Here is a 19805-nt window from a genome sequence, read left to right on the forward strand (position 1 = left end):
CTACAGAATATCCTAGTTCAATTTGTTTGTAAACCTCTTAGATATTTTTTCCCTACTCCTAAAAAGCTCAAACTAAAGAGGATAAAAAACAGAAATGCCAGGATCAGACCGTAGAAAAAATATCCCTGAGTCCTACACCAGTAAAGTCCATAGAAAACAAACAAAAAGCTGATAAATTCCAGCACGTAGCTCAGTGCCGTGGAATAAGCCGTATTCTTTCCCAGACAACTGCAAAAGATACCGAGAGCCGTGCAATAAAGGGCGGAAAAAATATAAAAGAAAAAATATAAAAGCACCAAACTGCCGGAAATTCCGCCATAGATATATAAGGTAGCCAAAAAAGGAACTGTGGAGGAAAGTAGAGTCAGGTGGGTGGACATATAGGCTATGAGCTTTCCCTGTAGTATGGTCTTTTCCGTACAATCCGTACACAAAAGCAGAGCTAAGTTGTTTTGCTCTCTTTCCTGGGTAATACTGGAAGCACTTAGGGCAGGAGCCAAAAGCAGAAGAAAAACGAAAAGACCGCCGCCTACATAATAATAAAAACGATTAAACATGGCGTAACGAATTTCTCCCGTCTGCTGTGCATTCAAGGAAATATAATAGAGATTTCCGAATAAAAGCACAAAGAGCAAAAGATTGGTAAAGAAAATCAGCATAGGAAGAAACAAACTTCGGTTTCCCAGCAAACTGTCCTTACTCCATATCGGATTCTCTTTCATAGGACAAAAGACTCCTTTCCTCTTGAGATTTTTGAAACAAAACGCCCTCGATACTGCCCTGTTCTCTATAGAAGGAATAAAGCTTGATTCCGCTTTCCACTATATTTTGTAAAAGCCCGGCCTCTTCCTCCCTGGTTCCCGAAAATCCTACCCGGATTTCATTTTCCCGAAGGCTTATAGACTTGACTTTCGGCTCATTTTTTAAAGCCTGCATAAGTCCTGTACTCTTCCCCTGTACTTGAATAATAATAGGATTTTGCATGCTGAGCTCTCTGGTAATCTGCGACACCGATCCGCTCCGAATCATTTTTCCCTGATGCAAAAAGCCCAGATGGGTGCAAAAGTCCGACACTTCTCCTAAGGAAGAGCCTGTCATGAAAATGCTTTTTCCTTGACTTTGATAATCCAATAGCATGGTTTTGATTTCTTCCAGTGTTCTCGGATCCAAGCCCGCCAAAGCCTCATCAATAATCAGAATCTTGGGATCGTGCAGAATTGCTCGAACGAAGGAGAGCTTTTGTAAAGCCGCCTTGGGCAAAAGCTCCATGGCACTGTCCTCCCAAGCCAAAAGCCCGGACATTTCCAGAAGTAGTCGAATCCTTCCCCGAATACGGCTTTCCTCCATAGAGTAACAGGAGGCAAAAAACGTAAGATACTCTCCCACCCTCATCTGGGGGTAGACTCCCGGAATATTGGGCACATAGCCCAGTCTTCGCTTGAGTCTCCTCAGTCCGGAACCTGCCTCCATATCATCAATAAAAATATGACCGCTATCCAAGGGATAAAGCCCCATAAGCAGATTCACAAGAGTGGATTTTCCGGTATCCGGAAGTCCCAGCAGGCCAAAAATCTGATCATCGGAAACCTCTAAGGAGAAGTCTTCAATCACCTTTATGCCGCCATAGCTTTTTTTTACATTTTGGAATTGAATCATGCTTCCTCCTTTGCCACAACATAAATCTGAGGCAGGTACTGCCTGATTTGAGGAGAAACATTGCTTTCCTTCGGTACAAAGCGGATATTCAGCTCCTTTTTCTCACTTAAATAGGGAGCGAGCTTCTCTCCTTCCAGAGTTCCGTCCTTGGAGGGAAGCAGGTCATAGCCTCCTGTCTGATAATTGTAAAGAGCCATATTTCCCTGAAAATTCTGTAAAAGTTTTCCGTCCTCCAGCTCTATCTTTTCAAAACGAATACCTTCAATATTTTGCTCCTCCCCCAGAGGATAATGAATTTCCAAGGGAATCATGGGATTCATGGTATTGCTTTGTAAGTCGTATTCTCCGCTGGACACCACAGGGTCTCTGGAAAGGGCACAGTACTCTATATTGTCGCCTTCCTTCCTGTCCAAAGCCACTGACTGGGTAAGAATGTGTACGCCGTATTTTTCAATTTTCTTCTCTTCAGTAAAGCCCAACTGCTCCTCTCGAATGAAGCCGAAGAATCGAGCATCAGAAAAATAGCCGTGCAATCTTTCACTTAAGATATAACGAAGAAAATTCTTTCCGTTTCCGCTACTGATCAGATTGCTGCTGTACTCGTAATCTCCCACAGGTATGGCTATGCTCTCCAGGGTAGACAGGTCTATTTCCGCCCCGCTCTCCCATTTTCCGCACTTCACCATCCTGCCGAAAATATAAAAAAAGCTGTCATAAAAGGTATATTCCGTAGTATTTTTCAGTTTTCCGCTAATCTTTCCCTGATAATAATGGATGGTCCCCTGAATATCCCCCTTGGCATTGGCGGATTTTTTGTTGATATTAAAATAATGAGGGGCAAAGGCATCACTCTTAATGATATGAATCAGAGACTCTTCTCTGTCCCTTCGAATATCCATTCGATGCAAATCTTCCTTTTGCAAAAGCTCCGTAAGATCTCCTGTAAAATCCATTCCCTTTACAATAGGATTCACGGTATATTCAGGCTTTACGGAAAGGCTGATATTATTTTCATTGGGAGAACGCAAATTGATGTAATTCTGTTCCTCCACCGTATCTTTCGTGATTTGTGAAAGCTTAAGGTAGGAAAGAAAGCTTCCGTTAAAACGAGTTCCCATACCCAGGGACCAAACAATTACCCCCAAAAAAAGCGAAAACAACAGAATGCTCAATCGATAATATTTTAAATTTCCCTGGGAGCGCATCAAAAGATAAAGCCCCGGTCCCAAAAAAATCAGGCTGGGAAAGAGAATGGCAAAATATAAGGCCAGGGAAGGAAGCTTACTCAAATCGGAAAGATTCATCAGCTCCTCTAAATCCCAGTACTGCTTTAAGCTTTTTTCCGATGCGGATATAGACAGGTTATCCAAACGATTTTGCCCATAGAGGCTAAGGAGCAGTCTGCCTACATAAGAGCTGTCCTCCGTAGCATAACGTTCCACTTCGGATAAGTCATAGCCTAAAACAGCCAGCAAACCGTTTCCCTTGGGAAGCACGGAAAGATAGGGCTGATTTTCCGAAAAAAGTTCCTCTCTTCCTCCTCTAAAATGTACGGGAGAGCTGAAAACCGATACGGTACTCTCTTGAGCCAAGTCCCCCTCTGTGCCAAGATGCAAAGCTCTTTCCTGAAAATCCAATTCCTTTTCCAATAAGGCGGAATAATTGTCCCCTAAGATTTCTCTCCCTCTTGCCCCGGAAAGAGAAAATAAAACTACGCCTCCCTGTTCAATATAGGAATTGATGAAATTTTCCTGTTCCTTGGACAGGGCGGAAAAGGAAATGTCCCGAATAATCAATAAATCCAAAAGAGAAAGCACCGACTCTTCCTTGGGAAAGGACTCCGGTTGAAATGCAAAAGTTCTGCTTTCCAGAAGTCCGTTATTGATTCTGGCATTGTGCAGATAACCGATGCCCTCTCCCTTTTCGGAAAGAATTCCCACAAAAAGCTCCGCATCGGTTCCTGAAATATCCAATCCCACTCTTTGGCTGTTGATTTGCTCTCCCTGCTTATTCTCAATACTGATAAGCATCTGATTCACACCGGTGGGAAGACTCAGATTCTTTACAAGCTCCTTTTTATTGTTGCCTTCCACCACGATGGGATAAGAATATTCCACGATACTTTGGTTGGATTCCGCAAATAAAACCTTTAAATTACCGGAAAAAACCTGTTCCTCCGTATTTTCCACTGTAAGAAAAAGGGGCAGACTTCTCCCGGACTTCGCCGTATTTTGTATTCCGTACTGGTAGCTTAAATTCAGATTTTCCGCTCTTCCCTCTTTTCCCATGAGGAAAAGGAAGAAGAGAAATACAAAAATCAACGCCTTCTTTCCCATTTCTCCCTACTTTCTATCCTTCTTTCGATTCTTCTTTTCCGGCCTTCTCTCAGGCTTTTTCTCTACTCTTCTTTCAGACCTTCCCTCATTTTTCTTCTCTCCGCTCTCAGTTCCTCTACTGTTTCGTTCTTCCCGGGCAGGTCTCTCCGCAAAGCTTTTTGCTTCCTCCGTATATTTTAGGGGAAGAGTCACGTTAAATCGGGTTCCTCCCATATCTGACTGCACCGTAATATTTCCATGATGCATATCCACGATATTCTTTACAATAGCAAGTCCTAAGCCGGTTCCTCCCGTGCTTAGGGAACGGGAATGCTCCACACGGTAAAATTTATCAAAAATCAACGGCAGTTCCTTTTCCGGAATCACATAGCCGAAGTTTAAGACCTGCACCATCACCTCTTCCTTTTCCTTACGAAGACGAATCAGAACCCGCTTTCCTTCAGCTCCGTATTTGATGGCATTGCTGATTAAGTTATCAAAAAGTCTGGCCAAAAGATCCCCATCTCCTTCGATAAAAAGGGATTTTACATTGGCGGAAAAGTCATAGGAGAGATTGTTCTTCTCAAAATTCGGATAGCTTTCCTCCACCAGCTGGGATAAAAGCTGAACCAAATCCAGGGTGCTGATATTCATATTCAGCTTACCGTAGGATAATTTTGTAAAGCCAAAAAGCTCTTCGATTAGTTTTTGTAAACGGAGAGCTTTGTTATATACGATTTCAATATAATGTTTTTTCATTTCCTCCGGAACCATCTGGCTGTTTCGAAGCAAGTCCAGATAGCCCAAAATAGAGGTGAGGGGGGTTCTTAAATCATGGGCAATATTGGTGATCAAGTCTGTTTTAGACTGTTCATTTTCCCTCTCCCGTTCAATATGAGAGGACAGCTCCTCCTCCATAAGACGAATGCTTTCCGCAATATGCGCCAGCTCTCCTTCTCCGGAAATAGCAATATCCGTATGAAAATCCCCGGCGGAAATCTGCTTTACGCCCTGTGCCAGAGTTTCAATATCTCTTGCGGTTTTTCTCTGCAGAAAGAGGAAAATGATGGTAAAAATCAAAATTCCCACCAGCACAAAAAGCAAAATACTGACGGTGCTGACAAAGGCAAAGCGCTGTACAAAGGGGTTGTCATTTCCTATTTGCACCAGGTAATTGGTGTAGGAACCGATATTTAACACAAGAAAACATTCGATGACCGCTGTAAAAAGAGCGGAAATTCCCACATGAATCAACAGTTGCATGAAATAGCCCCGACCGAAGTGGTGGGGTAAACTTGTCTTCTTCAACGCCAAGACCCCTACTTTTCAATCTTATAACCAACGCCCCAAACGGTGGTAATAATCTTATCTTCTCTTTGGTCTTCTTTCATCTTTCCTCTCAGACGACGGATGTGTACCATAACCGTATTGTTGGCCTCATACACCTTTTCATTCCAAACCTTTTCAAAAATCTCATCGGTGGAGAAAACTTTTCCGGGATGAGATGCTAAAAGAAAAAGAATATCGAACTCGATAGGGGTGAGTTTAATGTCCTCATCGTCAATCAAGACCTTATGATTATCCTTATTAATCAGCATGTTCCGAATATGAATCTCATTATTCACATAGTTGGGACCCGCATTGGGATTTAACTGGGTATACCGTCTTAACTGAGACTTCACTCTGGCAGTAAGCTCCAAAGGATTAAAAGGCTTGGTCACATAGTCATCCGCCCCGCCGGTTAAACCTACAATTTTGTCCAGATCCTCGGACTTTGCAGACAGCATAATCACGGGGATATTGGAGCTTTCTCGAATCTTACGGCACATCTCCAGTCCGTTCATTCCCGGCATCATCACATCCAAAAGCACCAGATGAATCTCTTCTTGAGATAAAATCTGTAAGCCCTCCTCTGCATTATATGCCTTAAAAACCTTATATCCGTCAGACACCAAGTAAATTTCCACTAACTCGGCAATTTCTTTTTCATCATCTACAACCAATATATTAATTTGCTGCATATTACCTCCTCGCTACAGTTTGTCCTAGTGTACTGGATAATTGTGAAAAAAGAAAGACTATCTATTTTCTAAGTTCTTGCATTTTCGTTCCAAAAAACTTAATTTTTATCTTTTAAACTCTTTAGAAGGATAATTTCCTAAAACCCTAAAATCAACACCCTCTTCCTGTAAACAGGTCAAGGCATTCAACACTTCCTTTTGCTCTAAATTCCCAAGAAAATCTACATAGAAGCAGTAAGAAAACTCACCGTCCCCCACGGGTCTGGACTGAATCATGGTGAGGGTCAGTCCGTTAAACAAAAAGTTCCCTAAGATATGATAGAGGCTTCCTACTGCATGGGGCAGAGAAAAGGAGATGCTGAGCTTTCCTGCATCCTTTGAAAACACCGCTTCTTTTCCTAAAATGAAAAAGCGGGTGCTGTTCTCCTTTTTACTGAGATTTTCCTCTAAAATCGAAAGGCCGTACTCTAAGGCTGCTTCCCTGCTGCACAGAACCCCGGCTCCCTTTTCCCCTGTCTCCATAAGATTCTTAGCGGCAATCGCTGTATTTAAACTGGGGATTCCCAGTATCTCCGGATACTTCTGAAAGAAGTCTGCGCACTGAGACAGAGCCTGGGGATGGGAATAGACTCTTTTTATGTCGGAGAAAGACTCACCGGGAAGTGTTGCCAGGCAATGGGATACCGGAAATTCGATTTCCTGCACCACATAAAGCTTAGGATGCTTTGCAAGAAGATCGAAATTGTCCTGTACCATACCGTAGGTGGAGTTTTCCATGGGAAGAATGGCATAGTCCGCCCTTCCTTCTTCCAAAGCCGAAAGCACCTCCTGAAAATGTGTGCAGGCTATCATATTTTCCTTTTGGAAAAAAGTTCTGCCCGCAAGATAGGAGTAGGCTCCCTCCGCGCCCTGATACACCAGGCTTTTCCCGGAAAAAGGAAGACAATCCAGCTTTCGAAAACCGGAGGAAAAGCCTCTTCCCCGTTCCAAAAGCATACCGATTTGCTTTCTCCTGGACATACTCATCATTTCTTGAAAAAGCTCGGTAATGGATTCCTTAAGCTTTGGGTCCTCCACGTAGCTTCTTGCCACCTGAAGCTTTTCTTTTTCCCTCTTACTGTCCAGAACAGCCTTTCCGGTATCCAGCTTAAATCTTGCCACATCCTCCACAAGACTCATTCTTTTTTCGAAAAGATGTACAATCTCCCGATCCAATATATCCAATTCCTTTCGAATCTCCAAAAGATCCATGCACCCTTCCTCCTCTTTATTCCGTAGCTTTCGCCTTGTGATATTTAGAACTGTTCTATTGTTTCGATTATACTGTTCCGTCTTCACTGTTTGATCTTTGCTGTTCTTACTATACCCTTCCGGAAAGCTCCTTGGCTTCCTTCTCTTTCAATTCCGCCAGCATTTCCCGAATTCTCTCCCTGGTATACTCCGCAATATTCTTTCTATCCTCTTCGGAAAGCTCTGCCAAATCTATGGGCTTTCCAAATTGCACATAGACCTTGGCACTATGCAGTCTGGGAAAATCCTCTTCCATAATCCTTCTGGTATTAATCATAGCCACCGGAACAATCTTACAGCCGCTCTTTTCCGCAATCTTAAAGGAGCCTGCCTTAAACTCTCCCAACTCCAGCTCAGAATCCCCCTTGGTTCTGGTTCCTTCCGGGTAGATCCACATGGAAATGCCTGCCTTCACCTGCTTTATAGCCTCAATAATCACTTGAAGGTTTTGCTTTAAATTTTCCCTATCCAAAAAAAGACAATGCAGCTCTCTCATCCATAATTCAATGTTGGGGATTTTTGCAATTTCCTTCTTGGAAATAAAGCCGGTGGGACGGGGCAAAATACTGTAAGCCACCACGATATCAAAGTAAGAGCGATGATTTCCGATAAACAGTACCGCTTCCTTCTCCGGAATCCGATCTAAGCCATCCACGGAAAGCTCCACCTTGCAGATTTTTAAAATCTGCCGTAATTTCCCCCCCACAATAGAGAGGACTAAAGCATCCCGCTTTTCACCCTTTTCCATCTTTCGGATAGAAAAAAGACGCAGGCTACCAAAGCTTAGGAAAACAGCCAAAACCACTACTACCAAAATCATTGAAAGCATAAACTCTCCTTTATCTCTATAAAGACTGTGTGCTCCCCTTACAGGAACAGACCGTAAAAAATAAGTTTCGTTACAAACTTTACAGCACATCGGAAAAATGAGGCCGTAAAGAACGGAAAAATCTTAGAGAGAATAAAAACATAACCGTGGTCACTCCCCAGAAATACAGGCTTAAGCCCGGTCTTTCGAAGAACCAGTGACCGGTAAGCATGGAATCCCTGTAGCCTGCCACAATATAATACATGGGGTTTATCTTTAAAATCCACTTAACAATGGGAGCCTTCCCGGTAAAGAGGGTTTCATCGTACATAATCGGAGTCATCCAGATTCCGAACTGCAAGACAATTCCCACAATCTGCTGCATGTCCTTAAAGAAGACGGAAACCGCAGAGGTAAAAAAGGATAAAGCCAAGGCATAAAAAGCCGTGGCAAAGGAATAAAAGAATACCTGAGGCCAGGTAATCAAAATAGGTTCTCTGCTAAACAGGGCAAACAAAAACATCACCAGAAGGAAGAAAAGATGCACCAAAGAGCAACTGATTAACTTAATAATCGGCAAGAGCTCAATGGGGAAAACCACCTTTTTTACCAGATACTGATATTCCTGTAAGATTCCCGTATTCATATTCATCACTTCCGAAAAGAAGAACCAGGGCACCATCCCGGGAATCAACCAGGTGGTATAGGAAACATTGGGCACCGGAGGGCTGGATTTAAAGCCATAGGGTCCAAAGATAAAAGCATAAATCGCAATGGTTACCAAGGGCTGAATCAACATCCAAACCGCCCCGAAATAAGAGCCTACAAAGCGCTTCCGAAAGTCCGCAAAAGCCAGGCTCATAATCATTTTTCTTTTTTCTTTACAAATCTTGATAAGGGTCAAAAATCCCCGCATGCTATTCCCTTTCCGTTTATCTCGAATACTCCAAAGGAAGGATAAAATGCTTCCTTTGGGATACTCGGTATCCATCAAAGTTCGAGTTTAGTGTAAAAACAAACTGATATAAGTGTATAAAAGAAATGAAAGATTCGCAAGAATCTGGAAGAAAAGGACGAAAGAAACAATCCTTTTCCCCTGCTTTCCCACCCTTTTGCTTGGCATAAAGCAAAGGATAAATAGGGGAAGCACCGGTAAAAAGTATCTTCCCTGAACACCTAAGACATAGTCCGTCCGCTTCGGCGTATAGGCAAAGAGCATGGAGGACAAAATCAACAGGATTAATCCTAAGGGAATCAGGAAAAGAACGATTCTTTGCAAAATATGAAGTTTCTTTCCCTGCATTTCCTTCCGTTCTCCAAAAATTCCTGCCAGGAAGGGACAAATGCTGAAAAGCACCACCAAGGGAAGCGGAAAGGACAGACGATTGTCAAACTGCCCCAAAGGACGGCCAATCAATGTATACCAGTACTCCTTGCCCTTGATAAAGAAAGTATTTCTCAGAATCTTTAAATACACATCCGGCTGAGCCAGAATTTCTCTTCGATTATAGGTTTCCATACCTCCGTCCTGTCCAACAATATTGGAAAGATTCACCGTATCCTCCTGCGGACGGACATAGCGGCTGAAGGCATCCAGATTCACCAGCAGTAAGGGTAGAACAATGGATAAGCCTATAGCAAAAATACCGATAAAATAAAGCCATGGGGAGGAAAACCGTTTAAAGGAAACCATAACGCAAAGCAAAAACAGAAGGGAATATACCATCTTACAGGGCGAAAGAGCTATGGCAATCAAACAAATCCATAGAATTTCCTTAAGGCCCAGCTTTTCCTCTCGAAACTGGTATTGAAAGACCAAGGATAAAAGAAGAAAGCTTAAGGCCAGGATATAGGCGTCATAGGACAAGGAAGAAATCAGCTCCAAGGTCATGGGAAAAAGACTGACGGAAAAAAGGATTTCCTTCCCCATAGGTATCTTTTCTATAGCCAGACTCCCTAAAATACTGAAAAACAGGAGGTTAAAGAACCTTCCGAAATATAAAAGAGTAAAACGGGAGCCGTATAGGATTCTTGCAAAGGAAAATCCCAACGCCGGAAAAAAGTAGGCTAAGGGAGTGGTCTTTACCGGTTTTTGCAGGGTAAAGCCATAGCCCTTTTCTTTGGCCAAAAAGGAGGCCTGCTGCCGCTCTTCTATCTGTGCCCTATCAATATGCATGCCGAAAACCGTAGCCTCCTCCGGCTTCCCGTCTCCGGTCCAGTCATCAATCTCCTCATCCTCCTTCCGGATTCGAAGATTTCCATCTTTATCATACAGTTTTCCCCCCTGTCCCAGCATTTCCGAAGACAGAGCATAGGCACTGACATAATGTAGAACCTCATCCGGGGCGGATAAGGGCATTAAAACAAAGGAATACAGAGAGCCCAGAATCATCATGCTCAAAAAATAAATCTGGGCAAGCTTCATTTTCCTACGAAAAAGAAAGAAGAAAAAGCCTGCTGCAAAGGCAAGGGAAATCAGACTAAGGAAAATGGTCTCTCGTAAAAATACGGGGTGCTCCTTCCATAAGCTTAGTAGATTACTCATTTACTGTCCTCCTGCTCTACTTCCAAATGCTTTTCCCTTTCTCTTTCTTTTCTCTCCTCCAGGGCCATATCCTGCACGATTCGATTCACCTTTTCCTCCAACTTTCCCAATTCCACATGGGTATGAAAGAGCCGTAAAAGCAAAATAAAAATCACCAACAAAAAGAGAAAATTCGGTGTGGAGTAAATCCCCAGGCTTCTGGCCATAAAATCCGGTACAAAGGGAAAAATGGCAAAAACAAGCAAGAGAATGGAAAAGAGTAGCCAAAAGATACTCTCTTCAATCCGCATTTTCGCCTTTTTGATGGAACGATGTAAAAACAGACTGGTTCCCAGGCAGACCAATATGATAATCACTCTAAACAAAGGACTCATAGATTACTGTTTTTCCCTTTCTTTGGAAAACTTCTTTCGGAAATACTGGGGATTCACGGTAAAGGCAAACACCCAACTTTTCGGAAGCTTATGATAACGCTTTCCCAGTTGATACCCAAGGAAACGAAAGGCGGTTTTATAAAGGAAGGGTAGGATTAAAAGCGCCTTCTTCTCCTGCCAAAGCTTTCCTATGCTTCTCTTCAGGTACTTCATTCCTTCCTTTTCCGCAGGAATTTTTGAGAATATCTCCCTATAGTCTCTGTGGGACACCCCCAGGTCAAAGTTTCTATGGAACTGATCCATGGCGGAAAAATGATGGGAATGCCATACCTCCGCCCTTGGGCAGTAGGCTGTTTTTCCTCCCGCCTCCTGCATTCTTGCGGCATAAATCATATCTTCATTAAAAATGCTGGGTTCGGAAAAGCCGCCTAGACTTTGAAACAAATCCTTTTTATACATACAACAGACATTGGACTGGAAAAAGCATTTGATGCCAAGCTTCGGCAACTGCTCTATGCCGCAAATCTTCGGCTCTGTTCCATAGTTAAAGCTCCGGGAAAGCACCTCGTCAAAGGAGCTTTCCTCGTCGGTAAGCTGTCTTGCGTAAACCGCCCCGATTTTCTCCTCCCAAGAAAAGGCTTCCAGCAATTCCTTAGTGCAAGAGCTATCTTTTGGAACCGCATCCTCCGTCATACATAGAAAAAAAGGCGCATCCGAAAAAGATACCCCCAGGTTTCTGGCGTAAGCATGGTCAAATTCTTCTTTCTTAATATGTTTTAAAAGGTAAAGCTCCGGGTTCCTTCCCTCCAATAAGGACTTGGGAAAAAGAGCTTCTTCCGTATTAATCAAAATGATTTTTCGTGGAGGAACTTCCTGCTTTTCCAGGGCATCCAACAATCTTTTGCATTTCTCATCCGGCTTATAGGTGGGGATGATAACGTCATAGTTTTGCTTCTGACTTTGGGCATTTTCCTGCATTTCCTACCTCCTTTTGGCATTTTAACATGGGCTCTTTAGAAAAGAAAGGTATAGTTGTGGCTTCTACTTTCGCTCCGGGTTTCCCTTCTCCTTTTGCTCTGCTATTGCTCTTCGCTTTTGGGGGAAGAAACAGTCAATACACTGCCCTTAAATTCTCCCTTCCCGTGTCCCGTAACAAAGAAGAAAAGGAACAAAAAGACCATCATGGAGAGAAAATGCAGACTGCCGTAAAAAAATCCTCCCATGCCAACTACTTGATTTACCGTAAAAAAAGAAAGCAGACTGGCAATGCCATAGCCGATAAAAACCCATTTTTGCTTTCGCTTTAAAATCAAAAGATAGTACTCCGTGTTAGCCAGAGCATAGAAAGCTCCGCCCAAAATCAAAATGCAGAAGGTCCATCTTTCTCCCGTAAATTTTCCGGAAAAGCTGCTGCCAAGAATCCACTCTAAAATCCTGAGGGCCAGGCCGGAAAAAATAAGGGCCAAAAGGAAAAGGACTAAGGACAACAAGGCGACCTTTTTAAACAAGGACTTTTCCTGCTTTCGAAAGGCTTTTTCCTTTCCCGTTTGAAAAAGTATCGCCAGGTGCGGAAGGGCAGGGCGGATAATAAAGTTTGCCAAAAGATAAATGAAGTTTCCGGGCATAAACAAAAGATTAAATATACCGGAACGGGAAGAACCGTAGACCTGATCCACCGCATATTTGCTGGAAGAAAAAACATAAAAATCTAAGAACACGGAAAGAAAGAGGGTGAAAACCTCCTTCCAAAGCTTAGCTAAATCCGAGCTACTGAGGCTCTTTTCTTCCCCCAGTGGCATGGTAGCTTTTAAGGGGAGGAAGGAGAACAAAAAGAAGGAGGCCACCTGTGCCAGATTCATAGCAATGGCTCCCAGGAAAAGATTTTTAGTGATACCGAGAAAAATCAACAAAGCCAGGACGGAAAAAACCGTGCGAAGAAACATGGACTGTCCGGCCTTATACAGCACTCCTCTTCTTTGCAGTTCCGATTCATACACATCACAAAAGGCATCCCCTATTTTAAAGAGACAGAGGAAAAATAAAATCAACGCCTTCTCTCCGGTATAAGAGCCGGTGCAATACTGAAAAAGAAGAAAAGCAAGAGCAAAAATCAGAGCCAAGCCACCGGTAAGACTGCGAAACTGCCTATACTGCCGAAAAGAAAACTCTCCCTTCATATCCGTGATATGAAAGGGTCGAAGCCCAAAGTAAGCCACAATGAAAAACTGTTGTCCTAAAGTAGAGTACCCGAAGCCGAAGATTCCTCCCTGCTCCTCTCCCCCTAAACGAAGGACAAAGAAAGCCAGCACCATGGAGGCTAAGGCATAGCACATACTGCCTATGCCGTTCCAAAGCACATCATTTTTCATGAAGGAAGGCTTCTGCCCTCCCTGTTTTCCTACCGACTCTACACTCATTACGCTTTTCTACACTACTTTCTATTCTTTAAAGTGCCGCTTGTATAAACGCTCTCCACTTCCATAGAAGTTCCCGGTTTAAAACTTAGCTCTTCTCCCCTTTATTTCTATCCTTTTATATTTTTGTATTCCCGAAAAATAAGATAGACAAAAGTACTCTGGTCATATATTTTGCCGCATTCCAGGGTTTTAAATAGGACTCTCCCTCCCGTCTTTCCCGAATCTTTACCGGCACCTCGGAAACCGTCATTCCAGCCAAAAGTAAATGGGCCAGAGTATCCGGCTCCGGAGAGAAATTTCGTTCTCTGGAAAAGCGAAGAATGGCTTCCCGTCCGTAAATCCGAAGTCCACAGGTGGGGTCCGTCAGTTTTGTTCCGGTTCTTAAAAGAATAGCCAGGCTGATTAAGGCAGAACCGAAGTCTCGTAAAGAGCCTCCTTTTTTCTTTTCCAAAAAACGGGAACCGCAAACAATGTCCACGCCATTTTCCGCTTCTTCCAGCAAAGCCTCCACATCCTCCGCCCGGTGCTGTCCGTCACCGTCAAACTGCAAGGCAAAGGCAAAGCCCCTTTGATCTGCATAACGCATACCGGTTTGAAAACAGGCCGTTAAGCCGAGATTTTCCGGAAGAGCAAGGTAGGAATAGCCCTTTTTTTGGCAAAGCTCCACAGTTCCATCTGTGGAACCGTCGGAAACAATAATATATTCCGCTTTAGGGTCTACGGACAAAATGTCTTCCACCACCGCGTCCAGACTCTTCGCCTCATTGTAAGCGGGAATAATCCAGAGTAATTTCTTTTCTTCCAACATATCCTCCTTAGAAGAATTTTTTAACTTTTTATCTGTCGTAGCTAGGAAAGATAAAAATCATCATAATACTTTCCGTAAAAACCATAACGAATACCGGCTTCCGGCTTTTGAGAAACAAAATCCGCCATCGCCTTTGTTTCTGACAGCCTTCCTGCAGCCTTCTCTCCTTCGGCATCCTGTTCCGGTGTCTCAGAAAGATAGAATGTTGCCGCCTCTTCCACAAAGGGCGCTCCCGCCAGCACGGAAAATCCTATTCCGCCGGAAGGTCGGGGATTGATTTCCAGAAAATAAAAGCAGTCCTCCTGCTCCTCATAAATCCACTCAAAATTCACAAGACCATAAAGATTTAAAGCTTCTGCAATCCGCTTGCACTGCCTTTCAATACCCTTCTCCGGCAAAATTTCCACACTGACTCCGGCTCCATTTTTCGTCCGAAGATTTTCTTTCCGTACCAGTGCTCTATCCACTCCCCCATGACCTCGAAAGTAATCTACGGTATAGACCTTCCCTTCGATTTTTCTTTGGAAAATGTAGTTCTTCTCCTCTTCTCTCCACATCTTATTGCAGAAAAATCCCAACTGATCCTCATCTTCAATCTCACACAAGCCCTCTGAGGAACGGCCGTTTCTTTTCTTGGCAATCATGGGAAAAGATAGATTCTCAAAATCCAAATCTTCATACTCTTCTCCGGGAATCACGGAAAATCCCTCTTCCAGCTTGTCGGAAAGAAATTTACTTAAAAGGTATTTGTCCCGAATCAGACTTAGATCCCCCTTGGGAATACAAAGGGTAATTCCCTCCTTTTGAAAGCGTTCCTTATGTTTTTCATAAAAATCCACTTCCAAATCAATCAGCGGAAAAATAGCGGAAAGCTCCCACTCCTTACATAAGGAAAGAATTCTCTCCAAATATACCTCTTCCTCCCGTACTAAGGGAATTTGCGCAAAGTCCTTCACCCTTTTCGCCATGGGAATCCACTCTCCGGGATAACAGTCCGCACCATATACGGTATAGCCCTTCTTTTCCAGTCCTTCTATAACCGTCTTGGTGGAAAAGGAGCCCAAGGCTGTACACAGAATATTTTTCATGAACACTCCTTTTGTAAAATAACGGAAATTCTTTCAATATCGGAAAAATCCAAATCAGGATAGATGGGCAAAGTCAGTATTTCCTCCGCAATTTTCTTGGCTATCGGCGTGCCATCCCCCGAAAACTTTCCTTTATAGCAATCATAGTCGGAAATCAAAGGATAAAAGTATTTTCTGGGATGAATGCCTTCTTTTTCCAGAAGGGAGAAAATCTGATTTCTTCTTCCCTCTCCTAAAATCCGAACCGGTAAATAGGCATAGTTTTTCTCCACACCCTCCTGCTCCTTAGGAAAAATAAGACCGGGGACGTCCTTTAACAGGCTTTCGTAATGCCGGTACCGCTTTTCCCTTTCCTTAATATATTCCCCTATATGCCGTAAATTGCAAAGTCCCATGGATGCGGAAAATTCATTCATTTTCCCGTTACAGCCCACAAGCTCCACACTTTCCTGCCCCATAATACCGAAATTTTTCAAGGCATAAAGCTTATGCAAAAGCTCCGGATTTTTCTCTCCAATGCAAACCGCACCGCCCTCTATACTGTGAAAAACTTTGGTAGCATGAAAGGAGAACATAGAAGCATAGCCAAAGCTTCCCACTCCTCTTCCATGGTAACGTTCCCCAAAGGCGTGGGCAGCATCATAAAGCACCGGAATACCGTATTCCTTGGAAATCCTATCCAACTCCTCCACATCGCAAAGATGCCCATAGACATGTACCGGTAATATGGCCACCGTATCCTTGCTAATCAGGGAGCGAAGTTTTTTTACATCTATAGTATAAAACTCCTCTTCAATATCGCAAAACACCGGAGTACAAGCGTTTCGTACAATGGCATGGGTGGTACTGGCAAAGGAAAAGGGAGTGGTAATGATTTCCCCTTTTTTCCCAAGGCTTTCAATCAAAAGTTCTAAAGCGATATGTCCGTTTACAAATAGCTCCGTATCTTCCACCAAAAGATAGGTAGAGAGCTCTTTTTTCAGTTGTTCATGAAATTCTCCCATATTGGTTAAAAGACGAGTTTCCCATAACTTTTCCAAATAGGGAAGAAATTCCTCCAAAGGAGGAAGGCTTGATTTTGTAACGTAGAGCTCTTCTTTCTTTTTCATTACTTCCTCCTTAAATTCTGTCGAGATTTTTACAATTCTATAGTAATCCCATGAAAATGTAAATGCTCCCTAGTTCTTTTTGCGTTTTTGTGTTAAGGTTCATAGGTATATTAGATTTTAAGGAGGTTGACTATGAATCAAGCGAAAAAATTCGCTGCCATTCTTACACTAATGAGTATTTCCGCAACACAGCCCTTTCTTGCTTTGGCAAATCCTGTAGAGGGTACGGAAAATACCGCCATTGTATATACAGAGGAAAATGCCCCCTCAATTTCTCAGGGTCCTGTAGACGGAAGTAATAGTGCATCTGTAAGTCCCGGAAATACAGATTCCGGAAGCAGTAATGCCGGAGAGAATACAAACGGAACTTCCCAGAATAACGGTGGAGAGAACAATGCCACCGTACAGGAATCCGCTCCCTTGGAAAAAACAGAGCTTACAGTAGATGCCATTCGTCCCTTTATGACCACCGATCATGCGGGAGACATGGCCGCAGACCCGGTTTTAAATCTGGTTCCTTTGGCAACCTACTATATATATAATTCCGCCGGAGAACGAATCGACTACGGTTACAGTCAGGACAACCAGTCCTTTACCTTCAGCCCCAACGGCTTCCAAAGAATCATGCTGGAGCACCAGAACGTAGGAAGATGGTATTATCGTACCTATTCTCCCTCAAGCTCCTGGGGACCCTGGGCGGCTTCCGGAGAAACCACTCCGGACAAGGGAACCGTTACCGCTATCATGCTGAGAGTCAAGGGCTATACCCATACCATGGGAGAAATCTACTACCGTGCAGTATTAAGTGACGGTACCGTAACGGATTGGGCGAAAAGCGGAGAAGCCTGCGGAAGCTTTTCCGGAGATAAGTATATTGTGGGCTTAAAGATTGCCCTTTGGAAGAACGGTGTGGAGTTTAGCGGAAAGCGCGGAAAAGCATTAGACAGTGCCTATCAGGAGGGACTCTATTTTGAAAATGGAGAACCTAAGTACCAAACCGCTGACAACAGCCCCTATACTGGCTATGCTTTCGACCCGGATTCCAACCAGTACTACTTTGAAAACGGTGTTGCCCAGAGAGGCTGGAAGGTCGTAAACGGCTATCGCATTTACCTAAACGAACAGGGTATTGCCTTAAAGGACTTAGAGCCGATTATGGGTAAGCAGTCTGCCTACAGTATCCGTATTAATAAAGAAACCAGAACCCTCTATGTAATGACCAAGGACGAGGAAGGAAAATTCACTATTCCTTATAAAACCATGATGTGTAGTGTGGGACCGGATACCCCTCTTGGTACTTTCAAGATTTACCAGAAATATCGTTGGCACTTCATGCACAAGGATTGCTACACTCAGTTCCTCTCCCGTTTCTACAAGGGATTTTTGATTCATTCCTTATTGTATGAAAAGGCGGACCCCAACAGCTTTGATGCCATCAACTACAACTTTATCGATCAGGCTATTTCCGGCGGATGTATTCGTTTAAGAGCCATCGATTCCCAGTGGGTCTACGAAAACTGTAAGAACGGAACCCCCGTAACCGTGTATTCCGACGCTTGGGACAAGGGTCCCATCGAAAAGGATGCCATCATGCAGGCTATCCCCAGAGAGCAGAACTACGATCCTACGGATCCTGTTGTTGCCGGCAAGCAAAGTGCAGAGGATGCCAAGAGTGTAGCCGACTCCAAGAAGGAAGTAGCTAAGGAAGCTGAAGAAAATATCATTGAACCCAATGCCTAAGGGACAAACAAATGAAAACAACCATCGTTATACCAAACTATAATGGAGCTCATTTTTTAGAAAAGTGCATGCCTGCTTTGCTTTCGCAAAGTAGGCAGGACTTTTCTATTCTTTTTGTGGACAATGCTTCCAAGGACGACAGTGAAAAACAAATCCGGTATTGGATGGAGCAGGATCCGGAGCGGATTTTCCTGATTCAAAATACGGAAAACACAGGCTTTGCCACTGCAGTGAACCAGGGAATTCTCTGGGCCAAGGGGCAGGGAGCAAGCTATGCCCTGCTTTTAAACAACGATACGGAGGTGGCTCCGGATTTTGTGGAGCAGCTTCTGCTTTTCATGGAAGAAAAAGAAAAAAAAGGAGAAAAGGTATTTGCCCTTTCCTCCAAAATGGTAAAGATGCATGACCCCAGCCTGATGGATGATGCAGGGGACGAACTGTGTCTCTTAGGTTTTCCCTTCCAAAGAGGTTTAGAGGATGAAGCCTCCCGGTGGACTAAGGCTGAAAAGGTATTTTCCGCCTGCGGAGGAGCTTCCCTATACAGTATTCCTCTTTTGGAAGAAACCGGACTTTTTGACGAAAAGCATTTTGCCTACCTGGAGGATGTTGACTTATCCTTTCGAGCCCAGTGGAAGGGCTACTCTGTGTACTACTGCCCCACTGCCCTTTGTAAGCATGTGGGTTCCGGAACCAGCGGTGGAAAATACAGCGATTTTAAGGTGGAGCTTTCTGCCAGAAACTCTATTTTCCTGCTTTATAAAAACTTTCCTCTCGGGCTGAAAATTCTGAATTTCCTTCCCTTCTTACTGGGAATTTTGATTAAGGCTCTTTACTTCCAAAAGAAGGGCTACGGAAAGGCCTATCGAAAGGGTATCTTTAAAGGCTTAAAGGAAAGAAAGGAAATGAAGAAGGTGGATTTCTGGGAAGTGCCTCTTGGAAGAATGCTGAGGATTGAGGGAAGGCTTTTTAAAAATTGCTTTGTGTATCTTTCGGAGAGAAAGAGGAGAAGAAAAGGGCTACGCTCCGATTCTTTGTAGGCAGGAAAGCGGGCACGCTCCGCTAACCTCGCCAACGAGCGTTTTGTCAAGTACCTTTTTTGATTTATTGACGCTTTTCTTTTTAATTTTAAGCAAAGAAAAAGACGATAGATTTTTATTTTTCTATCGCTCATAATCATAGATATTAAATTCCGTTAGTCAAACTTCATCAAAAAAACTAAGCTGCTTTGAGATGTCCTTTCCCTCAAATAGTCCCAAATAGTTAAATATTGCTTCATTATCATGAACGATACCCTTCCGCCCACAGAATTCGTGAAATACACCCATTAGTTTTTTATTGTTTACGCTGTTTGCTACATAATTGTTTCCGTATTCTCTGATGTATCGTTCTTTCAGCTTTGGAAACTTTTTATCTAAATGCGAATAAAAATACTCTCTATTTCCCTCTCTGAGTGTAACTCCCATACCAAAGCATATTATTCCAAACACTTTTGCTTCCTTGCAATAATTTAAAATACCAATAATGTTTCCCTCCGTATCGTTGATAAATGGCAGTATCGGAGTTAACCAAACTACTGTTGGTATTCCCTCATCACGCAATATTTTTAATGCTTCAACCCTTTCTTTTGTTGTTGA

17 protein-coding genes and 1 pseudogene are annotated in these 19805 nt (G+C 43.3%); 2 read left to right on the forward strand and 16 right to left on the reverse strand.

All coding sequences use genetic code 11. The features are described 5' to 3' along the window. Nucleotides 1-17: 17 nt before the first annotated feature. The 15 genes from RYL27_RS02920 to RYL27_RS02990 form a co-directional block, all read right to left on the reverse strand. Nucleotides 18-722 (reverse strand): ABC transporter permease, encoded by a 705-nt coding sequence (locus tag RYL27_RS02920; RefSeq protein WP_314965117.1) that lies wholly within the window; start codon nucleotides 720-722, stop codon nucleotides 18-20. Further along, a complete protein-coding gene (locus tag RYL27_RS02925; RefSeq protein ID WP_314636223.1) occupies nucleotides 697-1656 on the reverse strand; it encodes an ABC transporter ATP-binding protein in 960 nt (319 codons plus the stop codon). The genes RYL27_RS02920 and RYL27_RS02925 overlap by 26 nt, the downstream gene beginning before the upstream one ends. Continuing rightward, nucleotides 1653-3992 (reverse strand): hypothetical protein, encoded by a 2340-nt coding sequence (locus RYL27_RS02930; protein ID WP_314965120.1) that lies wholly within the window; start codon nucleotides 3990-3992, stop codon nucleotides 1653-1655. The genes RYL27_RS02925 and RYL27_RS02930 overlap by 4 nt, the downstream gene beginning before the upstream one ends. A 6-nt stretch (nucleotides 3993-3998) precedes the next feature. Beyond that, nucleotides 3999-5234 carry a sensor histidine kinase gene (locus tag RYL27_RS02935; RefSeq protein ID WP_314965141.1) on the reverse strand — a complete coding sequence of 412 codons (1236 nt, stop codon included), beginning with the start codon at nucleotides 5232-5234 and terminating at the stop codon, nucleotides 3999-4001. A 56-nt stretch (nucleotides 5235-5290) separates the two neighbouring features. Continuing rightward, complete coding sequence (locus RYL27_RS02940; protein ID WP_007155840.1) at nucleotides 5291-5992, reverse strand: response regulator transcription factor; 702 nt, start codon at nucleotides 5990-5992, stop codon at nucleotides 5291-5293. 105 nt (nucleotides 5993-6097) lie between these two features. Continuing rightward, on the reverse strand, nucleotides 6098-7243 hold the full coding sequence (locus RYL27_RS02945) for a bifunctional chorismate mutase/prephenate dehydratase (RefSeq protein WP_314965122.1): 1146 nt from the start codon (nucleotides 7241-7243) through the stop codon (nucleotides 6098-6100). 109 nt (nucleotides 7244-7352) lie between these two features. Then, nucleotides 7353-8111, reverse strand: coding sequence for a lysophospholipid acyltransferase family protein (locus tag RYL27_RS02950; RefSeq protein WP_314965124.1), 759 nt, complete (start codon nucleotides 8109-8111; stop codon nucleotides 7353-7355). A gap of 79 nt (nucleotides 8112-8190) precedes the next feature. Beyond that, nucleotides 8191-9006: an ABC transporter permease gene (locus RYL27_RS02955; protein WP_007155836.1), complete on the reverse strand. Its 816-nt coding sequence runs from the start codon at nucleotides 9004-9006 to the stop codon at nucleotides 8191-8193. 87 nt (nucleotides 9007-9093) lie between these two features. Further along, nucleotides 9094-10635 (reverse strand): DUF2142 domain-containing protein, encoded by a 1542-nt coding sequence (locus RYL27_RS02960; protein WP_314965126.1) that lies wholly within the window; start codon nucleotides 10633-10635, stop codon nucleotides 9094-9096. Beyond that, a complete protein-coding gene (locus RYL27_RS02965; RefSeq protein WP_314965128.1) occupies nucleotides 10632-11009 on the reverse strand; it encodes a DUF2304 domain-containing protein in 378 nt (125 codons plus the stop codon). The genes RYL27_RS02960 and RYL27_RS02965 overlap by 4 nt, the downstream gene beginning before the upstream one ends. A gap of 3 nt (nucleotides 11010-11012) precedes the next feature. Further along, the gene (locus RYL27_RS02970; protein WP_314965130.1) at nucleotides 11013-11987 is read right to left on the reverse strand and encodes a glycosyltransferase family 2 protein; all 975 of its coding nucleotides are present in this window, start codon (nucleotides 11985-11987) and stop codon (nucleotides 11013-11015) included. A 101-nt stretch (nucleotides 11988-12088) separates the two neighbouring features. Next, nucleotides 12089-13426 carry a lipopolysaccharide biosynthesis protein gene (locus tag RYL27_RS02975; protein WP_314965132.1) on the reverse strand — a complete coding sequence of 446 codons (1338 nt, stop codon included), beginning with the start codon at nucleotides 13424-13426 and terminating at the stop codon, nucleotides 12089-12091. A 115-nt stretch (nucleotides 13427-13541) separates the two neighbouring features. Next, nucleotides 13542-14234, reverse strand: a complete 693-nt coding sequence (locus RYL27_RS02980) for a glycosyltransferase family 2 protein (RefSeq protein ID WP_007155831.1) — start codon at nucleotides 14232-14234, stop codon at nucleotides 13542-13544. Nucleotides 14235-14275: 41 nt separating this feature from the next. Then, nucleotides 14276-15322, reverse strand: coding sequence for an ATP-grasp domain-containing protein (locus RYL27_RS02985; RefSeq protein WP_314965134.1), 1047 nt, complete (start codon nucleotides 15320-15322; stop codon nucleotides 14276-14278). After that, a complete protein-coding gene (locus RYL27_RS02990; RefSeq protein WP_314965136.1) occupies nucleotides 15319-16431 on the reverse strand; it encodes a DegT/DnrJ/EryC1/StrS family aminotransferase in 1113 nt (370 codons plus the stop codon). The genes RYL27_RS02985 and RYL27_RS02990 overlap by 4 nt, the downstream gene beginning before the upstream one ends. A gap of 132 nt (nucleotides 16432-16563) precedes the next feature. On the opposite strand from RYL27_RS02990, the gene RYL27_RS02995 reads away from it, so the two are divergent. Next, nucleotides 16564-18171, forward strand: a complete 1608-nt coding sequence (locus RYL27_RS02995; RefSeq protein ID WP_314965138.1) for a L,D-transpeptidase family protein — start codon at nucleotides 16564-16566, stop codon at nucleotides 18169-18171. Between the two features lie 11 nt (nucleotides 18172-18182). Further along, nucleotides 18183-19208 carry a glycosyltransferase family 2 protein gene (locus tag RYL27_RS03000; RefSeq protein WP_314965139.1) on the forward strand — a complete coding sequence of 342 codons (1026 nt, stop codon included), beginning with the start codon at nucleotides 18183-18185 and terminating at the stop codon, nucleotides 19206-19208. A gap of 159 nt (nucleotides 19209-19367) precedes the next feature. On the opposite strand, the pseudogene RYL27_RS03005 reads toward RYL27_RS03000, so the two are convergent. Further along, nucleotides 19368-19805 (reverse strand): annotated as a pseudogene (locus RYL27_RS03005) (radical SAM protein); the annotation flags it as partial.

This window comes from Oribacterium sinus, assembly GCF_963537195.1.
GTDB lineage: Bacteria > Bacillota > Clostridia > Lachnospirales > Lachnospiraceae > Oribacterium > Oribacterium sinus_A.

Coding starts and splice junctions, on each gene's coding strand:
- RYL27_RS02980 (WP_007155831.1), bottom strand. CDS start 14,234: ATGTTGGAAGAAAAGAAATTACTCTGGATTATTCCCGCTTACAATGAG.
- RYL27_RS02995 (WP_314965138.1), top strand. CDS start 16,564: ATGAATCAAGCGAAAAAATTCGCTGCCATTCTTACACTAATGAGTATT.
- RYL27_RS02945 (WP_314965122.1), bottom strand. CDS start 7,243: ATGGATCTTTTGGAGATTCGAAAGGAATTGGATATATTGGATCGGGAG.
- RYL27_RS02925 (WP_314636223.1), bottom strand. CDS start 1,656: ATGATTCAATTCCAAAATGTAAAAAAAAGCTATGGCGGCATAAAGGTG.
- RYL27_RS02940 (WP_007155840.1), bottom strand. CDS start 5,992: ATGCAGCAAATTAATATATTGGTTGTAGATGATGAAAAAGAAATTGCC.
- RYL27_RS02965 (WP_314965128.1), bottom strand. CDS start 11,009: ATGAGTCCTTTGTTTAGAGTGATTATCATATTGGTCTGCCTGGGAACC.
- RYL27_RS02990 (WP_314965136.1), bottom strand. CDS start 16,431: ATGAAAAAGAAAGAAGAGCTCTACGTTACAAAATCAAGCCTTCCTCCT.
- RYL27_RS02955 (WP_007155836.1), bottom strand. CDS start 9,006: ATGCGGGGATTTTTGACCCTTATCAAGATTTGTAAAGAAAAAAGAAAA.
- RYL27_RS02930 (WP_314965120.1), bottom strand. CDS start 3,992: ATGGGAAAGAAGGCGTTGATTTTTGTATTTCTCTTCTTCCTTTTCCTC.
- RYL27_RS02985 (WP_314965134.1), bottom strand. CDS start 15,322: ATGAAAAATATTCTGTGTACAGCCTTGGGCTCCTTTTCCACCAAGACG.
- RYL27_RS02950 (WP_314965124.1), bottom strand. CDS start 8,111: ATGCTTTCAATGATTTTGGTAGTAGTGGTTTTGGCTGTTTTCCTAAGC.
- RYL27_RS02935 (WP_314965141.1), bottom strand. CDS start 5,234: ATGCAACTGTTGATTCATGTGGGAATTTCCGCTCTTTTTACAGCGGTC.
- RYL27_RS02970 (WP_314965130.1), bottom strand. CDS start 11,987: ATGCAGGAAAATGCCCAAAGTCAGAAGCAAAACTATGACGTTATCATC.
- RYL27_RS02920 (WP_314965117.1), bottom strand. CDS start 722: ATGAAAGAGAATCCGATATGGAGTAAGGACAGTTTGCTGGGAAACCGA.
- RYL27_RS02960 (WP_314965126.1), bottom strand. CDS start 10,635: ATGAGTAATCTACTAAGCTTATGGAAGGAGCACCCCGTATTTTTACGA.
- RYL27_RS03000 (WP_314965139.1), top strand. CDS start 18,183: ATGAAAACAACCATCGTTATACCAAACTATAATGGAGCTCATTTTTTA.
- RYL27_RS02975 (WP_314965132.1), bottom strand. CDS start 13,426: ATGAGTGTAGAGTCGGTAGGAAAACAGGGAGGGCAGAAGCCTTCCTTC.